General features: G+C 60.7%; 14 protein-coding genes and 1 pseudogene. 14 read left to right on the forward strand and 1 reads right to left on the reverse strand.

Annotated features, from left to right (window positions below; genetic code table 11):
- Nucleotides 1–2 precede the first annotated feature (2 nt).
- The 9 genes from AB4Y44_RS13775 to AB4Y44_RS13815 all read left to right on the forward strand — a co-directional run bounded on the left by AB4Y44_RS13775 (nucleotide 3) and on the right by AB4Y44_RS13815 (nucleotide 11,403).
- Entirely contained in the window at nucleotides 3–869 is an 867-nt protein-coding gene (locus AB4Y44_RS13775; protein WP_342923758.1) for an FAD binding domain-containing protein, read from the forward strand.
- Between the two features lie 7 nt (nucleotides 870–876).
- Nucleotides 877–3,822, forward strand: coding sequence for a molybdopterin cofactor-binding domain-containing protein (locus AB4Y44_RS13780; RefSeq protein WP_368699893.1), 2,946 nt, complete (start codon nucleotides 877–879; stop codon nucleotides 3,820–3,822).
- On the forward strand, nucleotides 3,812–5,074 hold the full coding sequence (locus AB4Y44_RS13785; protein WP_368699894.1) for a CaiB/BaiF CoA transferase family protein: 1,263 nt from the start codon (nucleotides 3,812–3,814) through the stop codon (nucleotides 5,072–5,074). Before AB4Y44_RS13780 ends, AB4Y44_RS13785 begins: the two co-directional genes overlap by 11 nt.
- A gap of 14 nt (nucleotides 5,075–5,088) precedes the next feature.
- Nucleotides 5,089–6,654, forward strand: coding sequence for an alpha/beta fold hydrolase (locus AB4Y44_RS13790; protein WP_368699895.1), 1,566 nt, complete (start codon nucleotides 5,089–5,091; stop codon nucleotides 6,652–6,654).
- Complete coding sequence (locus AB4Y44_RS13795; protein ID WP_368699896.1) at nucleotides 6,642–7,295, forward strand: SRPBCC family protein; 654 nt, start codon at nucleotides 6,642–6,644, stop codon at nucleotides 7,293–7,295. Before AB4Y44_RS13790 ends, AB4Y44_RS13795 begins: the two co-directional genes overlap by 13 nt.
- Before the next feature lie 149 nt (nucleotides 7,296–7,444).
- Nucleotides 7,445–8,731 (forward strand): MFS transporter, encoded by a 1,287-nt coding sequence (locus tag AB4Y44_RS13800; protein ID WP_342923763.1) that lies wholly within the window; start codon nucleotides 7,445–7,447, stop codon nucleotides 8,729–8,731.
- 64 nt (nucleotides 8,732–8,795) lie between these two features.
- A complete protein-coding gene (locus AB4Y44_RS13805) occupies nucleotides 8,796–9,941 on the forward strand; it encodes a porin (protein WP_342923764.1) in 1,146 nt (381 codons plus the stop codon).
- 26 nt (nucleotides 9,942–9,967) lie between these two features.
- Nucleotides 9,968–10,351 carry a BON domain-containing protein gene (locus AB4Y44_RS13810; RefSeq protein ID WP_368699897.1) on the forward strand — a complete coding sequence of 128 codons (384 nt, stop codon included), beginning with the start codon at nucleotides 9,968–9,970 and terminating at the stop codon, nucleotides 10,349–10,351.
- Nucleotides 10,352–10,398: 47 nt separating this feature from the next.
- Complete coding sequence (locus AB4Y44_RS13815) at nucleotides 10,399–11,403, forward strand: XdhC family protein (protein ID WP_368699898.1); 1,005 nt, start codon at nucleotides 10,399–10,401, stop codon at nucleotides 11,401–11,403.
- Nucleotides 11,404–11,569: 166 nt separating this feature from the next.
- Here AB4Y44_RS13815 and AB4Y44_RS13820 read toward each other — a convergent pair whose 3' ends face one another.
- Nucleotides 11,570–12,205: a TetR/AcrR family transcriptional regulator gene (locus tag AB4Y44_RS13820; RefSeq protein WP_342923767.1), complete on the reverse strand. Its 636-nt coding sequence runs from the start codon at nucleotides 12,203–12,205 to the stop codon at nucleotides 11,570–11,572.
- Nucleotides 12,206–12,298: 93 nt separating this feature from the next.
- Between AB4Y44_RS13820 and AB4Y44_RS13825 the strand changes: the two genes are divergently transcribed.
- The 5 genes and pseudogenes from AB4Y44_RS13825 (at nucleotide 12,299) to AB4Y44_RS13845 (ending at nucleotide 16,550) form a co-directional block, all read left to right on the forward strand.
- Nucleotides 12,299–13,072, forward strand: a complete 774-nt coding sequence (locus AB4Y44_RS13825) for an SDR family oxidoreductase (protein ID WP_368699899.1) — start codon at nucleotides 12,299–12,301, stop codon at nucleotides 13,070–13,072.
- A gap of 644 nt (nucleotides 13,073–13,716) precedes the next feature.
- Nucleotides 13,717–14,208, forward strand: coding sequence for a hypothetical protein (locus tag AB4Y44_RS13830; protein ID WP_342923769.1), 492 nt, complete (start codon nucleotides 13,717–13,719; stop codon nucleotides 14,206–14,208).
- 11 nt (nucleotides 14,209–14,219) lie between these two features.
- Nucleotides 14,220–14,495 carry a hypothetical protein gene (locus tag AB4Y44_RS13835; protein WP_342923770.1) on the forward strand — a complete coding sequence of 92 codons (276 nt, stop codon included), beginning with the start codon at nucleotides 14,220–14,222 and terminating at the stop codon, nucleotides 14,493–14,495.
- A 94-nt stretch (nucleotides 14,496–14,589) separates the two neighbouring features.
- Nucleotides 14,590–15,081 (forward strand): plasmid pRiA4b ORF-3 family protein, encoded by a 492-nt coding sequence (locus AB4Y44_RS13840; protein WP_342923771.1) that lies wholly within the window; start codon nucleotides 14,590–14,592, stop codon nucleotides 15,079–15,081.
- 349 nt (nucleotides 15,082–15,430) lie between these two features.
- Nucleotides 15,431–16,550 (forward strand): annotated as a pseudogene (locus tag AB4Y44_RS13845) (2-isopropylmalate synthase).
- Nucleotides 16,551–16,600 lie beyond the last annotated feature (50 nt).

The following is a 16,600-nucleotide window of genomic DNA, read 5'->3' on the forward strand; positions in this document are numbered from 1 at the left end:
AAGTGAAATCAGCACCCTTTACCTGGCACCGCCCGGAAAGCGTGGCGCGCGCCGTCGAACTGCTTGCCACGCTGGACAACGCACGCATCGTCGCTGGCGGGCAGACGCTGATGCCGATGCTGGCCATGCGTTACGCGTATGTGGACCATCTGATCGACGTGAACGCGATACCCGGCCTCGACGGGATAGCGTTGGAAGGCGGCGAGGTCTGTATCGGCGCACTGGTTCGCCAGCGGGATATCGAGCAATCGCCCTTGATTCACCGATACGCGCCGCTGATGGTCGAGGCGTATCGATTGGTCGGTCACATTCAGACGCGAAATCGCGGCACATTTGTCGGAAGCGTTTGCAACCTCGACCCGGCCTCGGAGCAGCCCGCACTCGCCGAAATCTTCAATGCGACCATCGTCGCCGTGGGACCCTGCGGAGAGCGGCGCATCCCGTTTCATGAGTTCGCGTGCGGCTTCATGACGACTTCGATCGAAGCGGACGAAATGGTGACGCAAATTCGCCTGCGCATCTGGAACGAGCCGCACGGCTATGCATTCGAGGAATTCTCGCGCAGGCATGGGGACTTCGCGATCGTCGGCGCCGCGGCCATGGTGTCCGTCGACGCCAATCGCGCTATCGGCCGTGCCGATGTGGTTCTGTGCGGCATGGGCAGCAAACCTTGCCGTCTGCAGCTCGACGACGTCCTCCAGGGACAGCAGCCCAGCGACGGTCTCGCAAAGGTAGCCGCTGGCAGAGCAAGCCGGATCGATGCCCTTGGCGACACGAGTGCCAGTGCGGTCTATCGACAACGCCTCGCGTGCACCGTGACCGAGCGTGCGCTTGGGCGCGCGTTCGCTCGCGCATTGAACGCAAGCTGAGGAAATAATGGATCAGAGAATCGAATTCGTAGAACAGGCAAGGATTGCCTTCGAACTGAACGGACAGGCGGTGACCTGCGACATCGACCCCAGAGTGACGCTCGGCGATTTTCTTCGTCACCAGCTTGGCAAGACCGGCACGCATTATGGCTGCGAGCATGGTGTTTGCGGGGCATGCACGGTACTGGTGGATGGACGTTCCATGCGCTCGTGCCTTCAGCTCTGTGGTCAGGTCGACGGGCGGAAGGTCACAACCGTCGAGGGGCTGGCGAATGCCGACGGCTCGCTCGGCATCCTGCAGCAGGCGTTTCAGGATCGCCATGCGTTGCAGTGCGGATACTGCACTCCGGGCATGTTGACCACGCTCACGGAGTTTTTGCGGGCCAACCCCGACCCGTCCGAGGCGCAAGTGCGTGATGCGATCAGCGGGAATATCTGCCGCTGCACGGGCTACCAGGCCATAGTCGAAGCGGCGCTGCTCGCCGCAGCGCGAATGCGCGGCGAGCCCGATCCCGCTTTCGGACCGGTTACCGCACACTCGAAGCGCGGCGATGCCCCATCGGAGTCGGCCGTGGGCGCGCGATATGTCGGCAAGCCCGTCAAGCGCACGGAAGACCCCGCGCTGCTCAAAGGCGAGGGGCAATTCGTCGACGATATCCACCTTGCTGGAACGTTGCATTGCTGTTTCGTGCGATCGTCGCACGCGCACGCCCGCATCAGGCACATCGATACGCAAGCAGCAAAGGCCGTACCGGGCGTACAGCATGTCTGGACATTCGCCGACCTGGATGAAGCGCTGCGGCGGCCATTGCCTGTCCTGGCGCCCACGCACATGCTCGATGAGCCGCGCATGTGGTCGCCGCTGGCTGCGGACGAGGTGTGCTACGTCGGCGAGGCGGTTGCTGTTGTCCTTGCCGAAAGCCGGTACATCGCGGAAGACGCCGCTAACCTGGTGCAGATCGACTACGAGGTACTGCCTGTTGCCGGCGACATCAGGAAGATATTCGACCCGGATGCGCCACGGGCTCACAGCGACGTTCCGACGAACCTCCTGCTCGACATGCCGTTTGCTTTCGGCGAAGTCGACTCGGCCTTTGCGAGCGCAGCACACGTGGTCAAGCGCGAGATATTCCATCATCGCGGAACTGCGCACCCGATGGAATGCCGCGCGACGCTCGCGCGGCTCGATGGCGGCACCGGCGATCTGACCGTCTGGAATTCAGGCCAGGCGCCGCACCTCGAAAGACGTCTTCTCGCGCAAGCGCTCCGCTACGACGAAGCGAAGATCCGGGTCATCATGCCGGACGTCGGAGGGGCGTTCGGTCCCAAGGGTATCGCCTATCCGGAAGAGTTCGTCGTGGTCTCCGCGGCACTCCGCCTGGGTGTGCCGGTCAAGTGGACCGAAGATCGGCGCGAGCACTTCCTGTGCATTACCCAGGAGCGCGATCAATTGTGGGATCTCGAGATGGCGCTCGACCAGGACGGAAAGATCCTCGGCGTGCGCGGTTCCGTGGTCCACGATAACGGTGCGTACGTGCCCTGGGGCATTGTCGTGCCGATCATCGCGGTGACCTCGTCGCTGGGTCCGTATGTCGTCCCCGCATTCGACGTGAAGCTGAAAGTCGCGTGCACGAACATGGTGCCGACCACGCCGGTGCGCGGCGCGGGACGGCCTAAAGCGGTATTCGCGATGGAGCGGATGCTCGATGCGGCAGCCGACCAGCTCGGTCTCACCCGTCTGGAAATTCGACGCCGCAATTTTGTGCAGCCGGAACAGCTGCCGTACAAAACCGGCCTGATATTCCGTGACGGTTCGCAGATGGTGTATGACTCCGGAGACTATCCGGAGACCCAGGAAAAGGCGGTCGAGCTTGCCGGTCTGGACGCGTTTCGCGCCCGCCAGGAGCACGCGCGTGCGCAGCAACGGTATCTCGGGATCGGCTTTGCCAACTACGTCGAAGGTTGCGGTCTCGGTCCTTATGAAGGGGCGGAAGTCACGTTGCAAAACGACGGACGCATCCACCTGGACGTCGGGGGCGCCGGCGCGCAGGGACAAGGAATGAAAACCATCTTTGCCCAGATAGCGGCCGATCAGCTCGGTGTCGAGATGGATGCCATCACGGTAGTCGTCGGCGATACGGGCAAGCTTGCAATGGGCGTCGGGACATTCGCGAGCCGGATCACCGTCAACGCCGGAAATGCCGTTCACATCGCGTGCGGCAAGCTCGCCGGAAAAATCAGGGCGCTGGCCGCGAACGCCCTTCGTGTTCCACTGGATCAGATCGAGATCGCGCGTGGCGTCGTATGCGCACGAGGTCAGCCGGAAAGGGCGCTGCCGCTCGGGAAAATCGCTCAGATATCCTATGGGATACCTGGGTTCACGCTTCCTGACGGGCTGGATGCAGGCATGACCGTCACGCATTATTTCTCCCCGAAAGCCAGTGTCTACGCCAACGGAACGGCGTTCGCGGAAGTCGAGGTGGATATCGGGACTGGCTACGTGAAGGTCTTGCGTTATGGCGTTGCGCACGATTGCGGGAATGTGATCAATCCGATGCTCGTCGAGGGGCAAGTGATTGGCGCGATTTCCCATGGGATCGGCAACACGCTGCTCGAGCGCCATGCGTACGACGAGAATGCCCAGCCGCTCGCGACGAATTTCGCCGAGTTTCTGCTGCCGACCGCTCTCGACATGCCATCCCACATCGCGATGGCGCATCTCGTTTCGCCCTCGCCGAACAACCCGCTTGGCGTCAAAGGCGCCGGGGAGGGCGGGACGATTCCTGCATCCGCGGCGATCGTCAGTGCCATCGAGGATGCGCTGAGCCGATGGTCTATCCGATTTGACGAAACTCCCGTGCTGCCTGAAATGATCTTTGAATGTCTGCATGCCGCCGGCGCCTACAGCGACGTCGCCCTTTCACACACCTCGAACGAAGAACTTGCAGGATAACGATATGGAATCTGGAAAAACGGGTCCGTTGAGCGGCGTGAGGGTTCTGGACCTCACGCAGTTCCTGTCGGGCCCTTTCGGAACGCAGATCCTCGGTGACCTCGGCGCCGAGATCATCAAGATCGAGCCGCCGGCGGGTGAACTTTCACGCGGCGTGCCTCCCCATTTCGTAGAGGGAGACAGCGCCTACTATCTCGCGGTCAATCGCAACAAGAAGAGTGTCGTCATCGACCTCAAGACCGCGAGGGGAGCGGAACTCGTTCGGGAGTTGGCAGCGCAATCCGATGTCCTCGTAGAAAACAATCGCCCCGGTGTGATGGAGCGGCTCGGGCTCGGTCAAGCGGCGCTTCGCGCGCACAATCCGCGGCTCGTCTATTGCAGTATCAGCGGCTTCGGACAGACCGGCCCGGACAGGGATCTTCCCGCTTACGACATGATCGTGCAGGCGATGTCGGGGGGCATGAGTCTGACCGGAGAGCCCGGGCAGGCACCCGTTCGCGCTGGCATTCCGATCGGCGACCTGGCGGCCGGCATGTATGGCGTGATGGGCATACTCGCTGCGCTGGTCGAGCGCCAGACTACCGGCGAAGGACGGTTCGTCGATGTGTCGATGCTCGATGCGCAAATCGCCATGCTCTGTTATCAAGGTGCCTATTACCTGCTGTCGGGCGAAGTGCCGGAACCACAGGGGCGAGGCCACGATTCGATACCGACTTACCGCTCGTTCGAATGTGGCGACGGCGTTTCACTGGTCGTGACCGCCAACACCGAACGTATGTGGGCCGACCTGTGCAAGGCAGTCGGTTTGCCACACCTCGTCCACGACCCGAGATTCAAGGATCCGGCCGAACGCCTCGCAAACAAGGTCGCGCTATGGGAAACGCTGGAGGCGCGCTTCCGGTCCGAACCCGCGCAGACTTGGCTCGATCTGCTGAATTCGGCCTCGATTCCGGCCGCTCTGGTCAAGACAGTGGATAAGGCACTGAATGCCTCGCAGGTTGCGCACAGAGACATGCTCGTCGAGCTTCGCAGTCGAGCGGGATCTCATGTGCGCGTGCCCGGCAATCCAATCAAGCTCGATACCTCGGGTCCCGCCGGTGCGAGTTACCCGCCCCATCTGGGGGAGCATACGAACGCCGTGCTTGGCGAGTACATCGGCCTCGATATCGACGAACTGAGGATACTTCAGAACCAGGGGGTTGTTCGGCAATTCGTACCGGGCATGCCATCACCCGGCGTGAAATCGCGATGAACGTGGAGACCGGAATGCATGAAAATCTGCTGCTGAAGATGAAGGGGCATGTTCTGCATATCGCCCTGAACAGCGCTGATGGCAGGAACGAGCTGGATGACGCCATGTTGCGAGCGCTCACAGAAGTGATCAGCGACCCTCCCGAGAGCACCGTGGCAATCGTGTTGTCCGGGGAGGGCGAGAACTTCTGCGCAGGCCGGGCCGCATCGCCACCGCCGGCACTTGCCCCAATGGAAGATCCACGCGCCGCAATCAAGGAACGGGGGGCGGCGCCCATTCTCGCGCTCTACGAGGCCATCCGTTCGAGTGCGGTGCCGGTCGCTTGTTTCGTCAAAGGGCTTGCTTCGGGTATGGGTTGCGCAATCGTTGCAGCGAGCGACTATGCAGTCGCCGACGTGCGTAGCCAGTTCGAAGCCAACGAACTGGAGAAGCAGTTTGCTCCTGCACTGCTGATGTCCGTGCTCATCGCGCGCGTTCATGTCAAAGCAATTTCGCGCCTGGTGTTGGCGGGCCGGCCCATCGACGCGACGACCGCTCTGGAGTATGGGCTGATCGGTGAAGTCGTCGCTCCCTGGGAGCTGGACAACGCGCTGGACGATTTCATCGTGTTCATGAACAGCCGGGCGCCGCAGGCGTTACGCGGAGTCAAGACCTTCTTGCGGGAATCGACCGGTCCGCATACGCCAACGCTCGCCGCGCTTGCCGCCGATGTTCTGGCGGAATCGATCGCAGCTCGCCTCGACGCGACAGCGCCGTTCGCGCCGTCCCACGACAAGCGGTTTCTGAGCGTCGACGGCGAGCGCATTGCCTATATCGACATCGGCAACGGGCCCGCGGTCGTTTTGCTCCATAGTCTCGGCACTTCGAGCGCGCTGTGGGACGACGTTCTGCCCGCACTCACCGCGAAATATAGAGTCGTGGCGATAGATGCCCGAGGTCACGGCGACTCGACGAAGCGAAGCGCGTGGAATGCAGACGCGGTTGCCAGCGACGTCGTCGCGGTGACGGCGGCCATTGGTCTCGACCGTTTTGGCCTGGTGGGCATCTCGATGGGGGGACTCACTGCAGTCCGCGTTGCCGCGAAGCTGGGTCGACGCGTTGCGGTCATGGTCTTGTCGAGCGCTTACGCAAGCGTTTCAGGACCGGCTGTAGCCAGGCGGCTCGCAGCAACCGAAGGGATGTTGAAAAAGCTGCCAATGCATCTCTTTGCGCGCATGTACGTGGAGCAGACGCTCCACAGAAACACGGCGTATCCGAAGCGGGAGCGACTTGCCCAGCAGATTGCGGCCATCGCTTCAACGGATTACCTGGAAATATTGCACGCCATTGCCACGGACGATGTGTCCAGTCTGCTGTGCGACATCGAGGCCCCGACGCTCGTGCTCAACGCCGAACTCGACGGGAGTGTACCCAGAGCCGTATCGGCGCGGTTGACGCAAGGAATCCGGGGCGCGGAGGAACGAACGCTGCGCGCTGCCGCGCACCTTGCATGCGTCGACGCGCCCGATGCGTACGCGGAAGTGTTATTGGGCCAGTTCGAGCAATACACGGATGAAGGTGGAGAAGTATGGAAATCGTAAATCGCTTTTCGGTCGACTCGACTATCGACGGTGCCTGGAACGCACTACTCGACGTACCGCTGGTGGTGTCCTGCCTTCCCGGTGCGACGCTCACGGACACACTCGGCCAGGACTCGTACAAGGGGCTGATTCGCGTCAAGCTGGGGCCAATCGCGATGGAATTCTCCGGCTTGGTCACCCTGAGCGCCCCGTTGGGCGACGCGTATACGGCGACCGTTGAGGCCACATGGCAGGAGACCAGGAACCGCGGATCGGCCAATACGGTGACCACGTTTTCTCTATCTCGTCTCGGTGACGCTGCCGGCACCCAGGTTGACGTTCGCACCAGTGTGCAGATGGCGGGGCAGGTGGCGCAATACGGCCGCGGGGTTGGGATCATCAACGCCGTATCGGAACAGATGGTCCGTCAATTCGCGGCTAATTTGCTGGAGAAGCTTGCGGACCGGCAGACTGAAGCAGTGGTGCCACGGGTCGACACAGACGCGTTCGCTTCGACATCCACTGGAGAAAGAGAACCTGTGGCGGCAACACGCCGTGACAACGCTGCGGGCCCAACGAACGAGATTTCCCTGCTCGGCTTGCTGTGGAAAACGCTGGTTTCGAAGTGCAGGCAGTGGTTTGCCAGACCGCGTTCGTCATAGTTTTCTTCGTTGAGGTTTCTGTTCAGTCTGGTCAGGTCGGCAAACGGTAGCCGCATCTACTGAATCTTTTCATGCCCGACACGCGATGACATCGACGTCTCGAGAAGTGCTTTTCCAATCATAAGTAGTGCAAAGCAGGAGATGGGAAGATGGAAACGAAATCGACTCCTTTTGAGTCGACAGAACGTGGGAGCAACGTCGGCGCTTCTGTCGTGGGCAAGGCCGCGTGGATCGTGCTTGCGTCCGCATTTGTGGGGTGGATGTTCGATGCGATGGATCTGTACCTGTTCACCATGATCATGGTTCCGGCCCTCCACGACCTGCTTGGGGCTTCGCAAGGCAGCGTCATGCGGATTGGCGGGCTCATTGTCGGCGCGAAGCTGCTTTGCTGGGGCATAGGCGGAATTCTGTTCGGTATCGTGGCAGACCGGTTTGGGCGAGCTCGAGTGATGCTCGGCACGATGCTGATTTACTCGGTATTCACGGCAGCCGGTGCCTTCGCGCGAGACTGGTATCAGCTCCTCCTGTTTCAGATGCTGGCGGGCTTCGGAATCGGAGGGGAGTGGGCTGCCGGGGCCGCGCTCGTCGTGGAGACCTGGCCGGAAAAACACAGAGCGAAGGCCGTTCAGGTGATGCAGGTTGCCAATGTGGCAGGACTGGTTGCCGCCTCCGCGCTTGCGATCCTGCTTTCCGGCGCTGGATGGCGTTGGGTGCTTGGCGTGGGGGCGGCACCGGCACTCGCGAGCCTTGGCCTGCGGTTCATCACACCGGAATCGGCGCGTTGGGAGCAGTCACGTGCGGCCGCAATGCGTCACGCAGGTCCCAAAATGGGCTCGATATCGGAGATATTTGGCAGCCCGTTGCGCCGTCGAACCCTGGTCGGAACGCTCATTGCCTCGGCAATGATGATCGGTGGCTGGGGGGCATCCATCCTCTTTCCCACCTTGCTGAGAGAGTTCTTCCCATTCGCCGGCAACGCGGAATTCACGCGACAGACGGGCATCGCTTTCATGGCGACCAATGCCGGCGCGGTGCTTGGATACGCCTCGATTCTGCTCCTCGTCAGTCTCATGCCGCGTGTTTCCAGACGGATCGTCTACGCGGTGTTTTGTGCCGGCGCCTGGATTGCAGTCGTTGCCCTTTTTGGAGGGGCGAAAACACTGGGGACGTTTTACTTCGCGATGCTTGGATTCGGGTTTTTCGCAATGGGCGGATTTGGCATCGTCGCTCTGTACCTGACTGAGCTTTTTCCACTCCATGTTCGCGCCACAGGACAAGGCTTCGCCTGGAATATGGCACGTCTCTTTACCGCGCTTGGACCGTTGCTCGTGTCGCTTGCATCGGCGCATCTGGGATTCCGTGTGGTGGGAATCACTCTCGCAACCGTATTCGGAATGGGATTGGCCGCGGTATTTTTCGGGCCGGAAACTGGCTGAAAAGACGACGCGGAAGTTCGCAGCGTGGCACGCATCCGTCAAAAAATATGACATTGGAGACAGCATGAAAATGAAAGTGATCGTCGCCTCGACGCTCTTTGCGTGGACGGTCGCGGCACCCGCGCAATCGTCGGTGACGCTGTATGGCGCCGTCGATACGGGATTGCTGTATCAAAGTGCGAATGCGCCGAATTTCCAGTCGAAAGTGAATCTTGGGCACGAGTATGCACTCAAGGACGCGGGTATTTTCACCAGTTTCTGGGGGCTCAAGGGCGTTGAAGACATTGGCGGTGGTTACAAGGTCAACTTCAGGCTCCAGGGAGCATTCACGAGTACCAATGGGAAGTTCGGACTGTCCGACACACCGGGCATCAGCGCAATCTTCAACCAGCAAGCGACGATAGGCATCTCCGGTCCTTTTGGCTCGATCGATGCGGGCCGTCAGTTCGTGCCGATGATATTTGCGATGGCCGACACCGACGTACGGGGCGCGCAATTCTTCGGCAGTATCCTCACCGCATGGCTTGGCATGAATCAGGCTGCAGGCTGGCAAGGCACCAGTACAAACGGAGCGATCGGTGCGCTGTACGACTCTAACGCGATTGTCTACCAGTCGCCGAAATTTCACGGTCTATCGCTGGGACTCGAATATGCGCCGGGTGGCGTCGCGGGTCAATTCCAGGGGGGCACGCGCGAATCGGCAGTACTCAGGTATTCGAACTACGGTCTGAATCTCTCGGCTGCCTACTACAACGGCCACGACAGCAATCCGTTCACGACGACAGCGGCCGGCACAATCGTCGCGGCGCCGCCCACGGGGCTCGATAACAACCGCTTTTACTATGTCGGCGCGATGTATACGTTCCACGACCTGTCGGTGTCGGCGTCATACAGCATCGGCAGGAATCCAGCGAAAAGTGGTCAAGACGACTTCGAGATGATTTCCGGGGGACTCGGCTACAAATTCACTCCTTTTCTCAAGGTGACCTCGGGTTTCTATTACCTGAAGGATCGCAACGTTTCAGCCAATCAATCGGATTTGTACGCGGTGGGTGCCGAATACAGCTTGTCCAGGACAACCATCACCTACATACAGATTGGCCATGTCAATAACCGCGGCAGGATGAGCCAGACGATCGCCTATGCCGCGCCGGTTCCCGAGGGTACCTCGAGCACCGCGGCGATGATCGGCATTCGCCACGTCTTCTGATCTCACCCCGCGCACTGGAGCATTCGATGAAGACAGGCAGGGCACTCAAGATCGCTGTCGGAATACTGGTCGGATCAACATCCATTCACGTCCGGGCGCAGGCCAGCGAGAGCGAAGCGCGCAGCGCGTCAAAGGGTACAGTGGCCGAAGCGTCTGGGGACACGGGCGCGAAGAGCAACCGAAAGGATAATTTTGCGCTGCGCCGCAAGGTCTACGCGGCGATCGCGAAGCACAAGGAGATCAACGCCGGCAACATCAGCGTGGTCGTGAAGGGTGGCTCGGTGACGCTCGACGGGACCGTGGCGGACGCCTCCCAGATTGGCGAGGCGACGGAGATCACGAAAAGCGTTCCGGGCGTGACGTCCGTGACCAACCGGCTGACGGTCAAAAAGCCGTTCGGCAGTCAGTAGGCGCGCGTGCGTGACGGTGCTTGAGCAGGTTCTGAAGGAACATGAGCATGAATAGTGTTGATTTCGAGGTGCTGGAAACAACGATGCGCTGGCTCGATGCAGGTCATCGGATGCTGCTCGTGACGGTTGTGAAAACGTGGGGTTCGTCACCTCGCCCGGAGGGGGCGATGCTTGTCCTGCGCGATGACGGTCACGTGGTGGGCTCGATTTTGGGCGGCTGCATCGAAGATGACCTCATCGACCAGGTGCGTCGGCACGGCGTCGCGCAAAGGACACCGGAAGTGGTCGAATATGGCATCAGCGCCGAGGAGGCACGCCGTTTCGGGCTGCCTTGCGGAGGTACGATGCAACTCGTGCTTGAGCCGATTACGCGGCAAAGCGGCATTCAGCCGTTGCTCGAGGCTCTCGGTCGCGGCGAACTGGTGGCGCGCACGCTAGACATGACAACGGGTGCAGTCACACTCGGGCCAGCGAGGACGACTGACGGTGTGTACTTCAACGAGACGCGTTTGACGACGATTCACGGGCCACGCTTCCGTATGCTCGTGATTGGCGCGGGACAGCTATCGCACTACTTGTGCCAGGTCGCGACAGGGCTCGATTATCAGGTGGTGGTGTGCGACCCGCGCGAGGAGTACGTGTACACATGGGATGTACCCGGCACGAAACTCGTGCGCACCATGCCCGACGATACGGTCCTGGATATGAGACTCGACGAACGCAGTGCAATCATTACACTCACGCACGATCCTAAACTGGATGATCTTGCGCTGATGGAAGCGCTGAAGACACCCGCGTTCTATGTCGGCGCGCTAGGCTCGCGGCGCAATAATGCTGCTCGGCGGGAGCGGCTTAAAGAGTTCGATCTGAGCGACGCAGAACTCGCCCGGTTGCGCGGTCCGGCCGGGGTCTATATCGGCAGCCGCACGCCGCCCGAAATTGCGATATCGATTCTCGCAGAAGTGACGGCCGCGAAGAATAATGTGTTGCTACCGGCAATCCTCCGGGTCGAGCGTGGGAAAACGGCAAGGAGCTCACGATTGGCAAACTAATAAGTGCGCTGGATCTCGCTGACGAGCGCCTGTCGATTTGGTAGTCTGTGGGACGACCTGGTTTCGCCGGAGCAACAGAGCGCCACCAGTGTCGCGATGTCGCCCGCCTCCGAGTGGCCGAATCCTGTCGATACGGCCGTGTCCTGTTCGGTGATAACCGGTTCGCTCACGAAACCGGCTTCTGGCGATGAACTGAGGGCGATGGCCATGCCGACAACGCAATATCAGCCAGCCGCTGCAAAGTTTCCCTGCATGCCCCGTCACACGCTTGCGCCGACATGCCTTGCACCACTGCGCCATAAAAGCGTGCGAGCGCATCGGTGTCGGTATCGGCGGCAAGCTCGCCCTCAGCGACGGCACGGTCGAAGCGCGCCTTGATGGTCTGCAGCCCAAGCTCGCGCCGTGCGGCGACCGTCTGGGCGACAGACTCGCATTTTTCGGCGTGTTGGAGAACAGCAGTCGAAACCATGCAGCCGCGCGGCCTTCCCGCGGCGGTAAAGCGTGTCGCCGCGTCGTGCAGGTAGAACGCTATTGCATCGTGAGCCGGCATCTTTCCGCCTAGCGCTTCCAGCGCCGCTTTGTTTTCACGCTCGCTGATATGGTCGAGCGCCTGTCTGTAAAGGTCTTCCTTGGAGCCGTACGTTGCGTAGAGGGACGGCGGCGGGATACCCATGGCCTCGGTCAGATCGGCGATCGAGGTACCCTCGTATCCGTGCTCCCAGAACAGGCGAGCGGCGACATCGAGTCCCACGTCGCGGTCCAGCAACCTCGGCCTGCCGCGTTTCCGGGCGGGTTCGCTCATTTTTATATCGAGTCCTATAAAAATCGTTGACAAGCATGTTTCAACGTTAATATTATAGCGACCACTACTAATTCAGTCAGGAAGGAGTGGTCGATGTCTGCAAAACTTTCAAACAAGGTGGCCCTTATTACGGGAGGCTCGCGTGGCATCGGGCGTGCTGTCGCCCTGGCATTTGCGAGAGAAGGGGCTGCGCTCATCGGTGTGCACTACGGCGCCAATCGGGATGCGGCGAACGCCACCATCCGTGAAATCGAAGCGCTCGGATCGAAAGCGGTCGCTATCAAAGCGGACCTGAATCGCGGGAAGGAAGCAACGGACAGTATCTGGGATCAGTTCAAGGCAGCCGCGATCGGTGCCATAGGCGAACCCCGGCTCGACATTCTCGTCAACAACGCTGGCGTGGCACCGGCCATCCCCCTGTCTCAGACGAGTGAATCAGTATTCGACGAGGTCCTGACGATCAACTTCAAGGCACCGTTCTTCCTGATTCAGGCTATTGCAGATCACATTCGCGACAATGGACGAATTATCAACGTTTCGACGGGTTTTACGCGTGTCGCGGCCCCAACGCATCCCGCTTATGCCGCGTCGAAGGGTGCCATTGAAACGCTGACGCTGGCGCTTGCCCCCGAATTCGGTCCTCGTGGTATCACGGTGAATGCGGTCATGCCGGGCGTGACGGAGACCGACATGAATGCGGCGTGGATCAAGGTACCGGAGGCACGTGCCGGCGCAGAGGCCATGTCGGTGTTTTCGCGAGTGGGCCAACCTGTCGATGTGGCTGACGTCGTCACCTTCCTCGCGTCGAATGAGGCACGCTGGACGACGGGGCAGGTGATCGACGCGACGGGCGGTGCGCGGCTCTAAGCATGCCGCTCCCCTGATATAAAGGCCGCACCAGGATAAACCGGATAAGAAGGGGCGGGCGTATCCGTTAGGTGTGCTTTTAATGGGAAGAGTGGTACGCCTCGCATGCATCCGCATGCTGCTACCGAAAACAAAGCATTTTGGTGGTCCGCATGCGGATACGAGTTCTCCTACCGCCATTCAGGCGTTAGGCGCAGTTACGTGCCCCTCGGCCCCGTTCGCCAACGGGCCGAAGCGGATCTCCGATTTCCACGGCGAAAACGGCGCAGGACTTTGCGCAACTCGCCGGTCGGGTTGGACGATTGGTCGTAGCTCCTCGCGTAAGAAAACTTATCCCCCCAACGGGAATTGGCGGGCCACGCCCTGCGAATCGTCACGCGCCACCCAATCGAGCAAGCCGTGACGGCGCATCTGCCTGAACGTACACATACATCTTTTCTGTCGATTGGGTCATGCCGACCGGGTTGCCGGCGGTCGAACCTGATATGCCCCCGGCATTGAAAACGCACATCCTCGCTGAATCGCGCGTAACGCGGGATGCGCAACGACTTGATGTGACCGGGTTCGATGTCTACGACACCGTACGAAGCGCAGCGCGAGGATCGCGAGTACTCTTTCATCAAGCTTGACGGCAATGCTGCGGAATGGCCGAAAGCCGATTCAAGTTCATAGCTGGTAGTTCGCTCAGCCCGATCACGCCGGAGCCGTTCATCGGCGGCCGGCCGGGGAACATGACTTCCATGGAGCATGTGATGGCAATCAGACCACGTTGGAAAACGCTGTTGTCTCTAACATTCCTGTCGCTGGCAATGATGGGGAGCGTCGCGCGAGCGCAAGGCATTCCCATCGTCACCGGACAGCAATGGATGGCGTCAACGGATGCGGAGAAGAAAGCCTATCTCGTTGGCATTGCGAATCTGCTGGATATTGAGCGTGCCTATGCCTATGCCGGCAATACGGTAAACAGCAACGATATCGCGCAACGCTTCGGCAAAGGCATGCAGGGCCAGACGCTCGACAGCGTACGCCAGGGTCTGGACAGCTACTACACGGCGAACCCCACAATGATCCAGCATCCGGTGATCGAGACCCTTTGGTTCCAGATGGTCGTACCGGGCCAGAACAAGAGTCAATGAGGGCGAAGATCATGAAACGACTGGGATGGATCGCAAGCATCGTCGGGCTCATTGCCATGACAGGTTGCACGAATATGACCCCGCGCGAGCAGGGCGCCGTGAGCGGTGCGGCGCTTGGGGCCGGTGCTGGCGCGGGCATCGCGGCGATCGCCGGTGGCAACGCGTGGACAGGTGCGCTCATCGGCGGCGCTGCGGGCGCGGTGGCAGGCGACATACACGGTGCCCGTCAGCCAACCTGGCAGCAGCCACCATGGCAGCAACCAGGCTGGCAGCAGCCACGCTGGTAGCGGGCCGCGCGCACGGCGTTCTATGAGACCGCGCCAAAGCGGGGGGAAGCCTGGTCGCAGCGCATATGGACGATGGGAAGTTTATAGCGGGGCGATGGACCACGACCGTTCCGATCCGCCTTCCGTCCTCCCGTTACGCATCAGCCTGCGCGGCGTCAGCCCGCCGGTCTGGCGGCGAGTGTTGCTTCCCGAGCAGATCACGATTGCGCGACTGCATCAGGTGATGCAACTCGCCATGGGCTGGAGCGACGAACACCCGCACCGGTTGATCATCCGCGCATGGCGTTACGGTGGACATCGCGACGGTGCGTTCCAATTCTTCGACGGCCCAGACACCCTGTCGCTAGTGGCGTTTGGCCTGCACGAGCATGAGTGCTTTGGCTACCTGTACGACGTCACCTCGTGGTGGTTACATGACGTGCGCGTCGAGCGGTGCGCGTACAACCAGCGGTCAAGGCCGCTACCGTGCCGCGTCGCGGCCTGCGGGCGTTGTCCGCCAGAAGACAGTGGCGGCCCCGAGAGATACATGAACGCTCTGGAAGGCCTTCTGAACACGGGAAAGAGGGAAATGCGCGGTAGATGTTAGTCGAGTACTGTTTTGGCTGAACGTGTGACATCGCCACGCGAGTGGTTTCTCGAGATGATCCGCAATCGGGCAAGCGCTGCGCGGGACCGATGAGCGTTGTGTTGCCTTGCACGTTGGCCGTGCGACTGGATCCTCAAAGTCGCGGGTTGACCCCAGGTTCACCTGAAATATCGTTGGCTATAATCGCGAACGGTCGGGCGCTGTGATCCAGCGTTCCGGCAAGCGGGAAAGGTTACCCCCAATCCCTGATCAATGCAGTTGCCGATCCCTACAGGAGACTGGCATGGCAGAACAACTCATCATTTTCGATACCACCTTGCGGGATGGAGAGCAGTCGCCGGGTGCGTCGATGACAAAAGAAGAAAAACTCCGCATTGCGAGGCAACTCGAGCGTATGCGGGTCGACGTGATCGAAGCGGGCTTCGCAGCGAGCTCCGAGGGCGATTTCCAGGCAGTGCGCGTAATCGCAAGCGAAGTGAAAGATAGCATTATCTGTTCTCTCGCACGCGCGAACGAGCGTGATATTTCACGTGCGGCCGAAGCGATGCGGCCAGCCAGTCGTTTTCGCATCCATACCTTTCTCGCGACATCGCCGCTGCATATGGGAGAAAAAACTCCGTATGTCGCCCGACCAGGTGTACGAGCAGGCGCGTCGCGCCGTGCGTCAGGCGCGCAGTTTCACCGATGACGTCGAGTTCTCGCCAGAAGACGCTAGTCGCTCCGACATGGACTTTCTCTGCCGGGTGCTGGAGGGTGTGATTGCCGAAGGCGCGACTACGATCAACGTACCCGATACCGTTGGCTATGCCATGCCAGAAGGTTATGCAGCACTGATCCGCGAACTACGCGAGCGCATTCCAAATTCGGACCGGGCGGTTTTTTCGGTGCACTGTCACGATGATCTTGGCCTCGCCGTGGCGAACTCACTAGCCGCGGTCAAATCGGGCGGCGCAAGGCAGATCGAGTGCACGATCAACGGACTGGGCGAACGGGCAGGGAATACGGCGCTCGAGGAAGTCGTCATGGCGGTCAAGACCCGGGGAGATCATTTCGGCCTCGACGTGCGCGTCGATACGAGCCAGATTGTCGCCGCTTCACAGTTGGTCTCGGAGATTACCGGATTTGCCGTGCAGCCCAACAAGGCGGTCGTTGGCGCTAACGCATTCGCTCATGCGTCCGGCATCCACCAGGACGGTGTGCTCAAAGCGCGCGATACGTACGAAATCATGCGGGCGGAAGACGTAGGCTGGAGCGCAAACAGGATCGTGCTCGGGAAGCTTTCTGGTCGAACCGCGTTCAAACAGCGCCTGCGTGAGCTTGGCGTCATGATGGACAGCGATGCAGAATTGAATGCAGCGTTCGCGCGCTTCAAGGCTCTCGCCGATCGTGAGGCCATCGTTTCCGATGTCGCGCTGCTTGCCTTGGCACGTCCGGGCGAGGGGGTGAATTCCGGCAGCGCGCATCCATAACGGTCAGCGACCAAGGCTTTCACGTCACAGACCGCCGGATTGCAGAAACC

The sequence above is a fragment of the Paraburkholderia sp. BR10937 genome (assembly GCF_040965695.1).
Taxonomy (GTDB): domain Bacteria; phylum Pseudomonadota; class Gammaproteobacteria; order Burkholderiales; family Burkholderiaceae; genus Paraburkholderia.

Coding starts and splice junctions, on each gene's coding strand:
- AB4Y44_RS13780 (WP_368699893.1), top strand. CDS start 877: ATGGATCAGAGAATCGAATTCGTAGAACAGGCAAGGATTGCCTTCGAA.
- AB4Y44_RS13790 (WP_368699895.1), top strand. CDS start 5,089: ATGCATGAAAATCTGCTGCTGAAGATGAAGGGGCATGTTCTGCATATC.
- AB4Y44_RS13810 (WP_368699897.1), top strand. CDS start 9,968: ATGAAGACAGGCAGGGCACTCAAGATCGCTGTCGGAATACTGGTCGGA.
- AB4Y44_RS13840 (WP_342923771.1), top strand. CDS start 14,590: ATGGACCACGACCGTTCCGATCCGCCTTCCGTCCTCCCGTTACGCATC.
- AB4Y44_RS13820 (WP_342923767.1), bottom strand. CDS start 12,205: ATGAGCGAACCCGCCCGGAAACGCGGCAGGCCGAGGTTGCTGGACCGC.
- AB4Y44_RS13830 (WP_342923769.1), top strand. CDS start 13,717: ATGGCCGAAAGCCGATTCAAGTTCATAGCTGGTAGTTCGCTCAGCCCG.
- AB4Y44_RS13815 (WP_368699898.1), top strand. CDS start 10,399: ATGAATAGTGTTGATTTCGAGGTGCTGGAAACAACGATGCGCTGGCTC.
- AB4Y44_RS13825 (WP_368699899.1), top strand. CDS start 12,299: ATGTCTGCAAAACTTTCAAACAAGGTGGCCCTTATTACGGGAGGCTCG.
- AB4Y44_RS13800 (WP_342923763.1), top strand. CDS start 7,445: ATGGAAACGAAATCGACTCCTTTTGAGTCGACAGAACGTGGGAGCAAC.
- AB4Y44_RS13835 (WP_342923770.1), top strand. CDS start 14,220: ATGAAACGACTGGGATGGATCGCAAGCATCGTCGGGCTCATTGCCATG.
- AB4Y44_RS13805 (WP_342923764.1), top strand. CDS start 8,796: ATGAAAATGAAAGTGATCGTCGCCTCGACGCTCTTTGCGTGGACGGTC.
- AB4Y44_RS13795 (WP_368699896.1), top strand. CDS start 6,642: ATGGAAATCGTAAATCGCTTTTCGGTCGACTCGACTATCGACGGTGCC.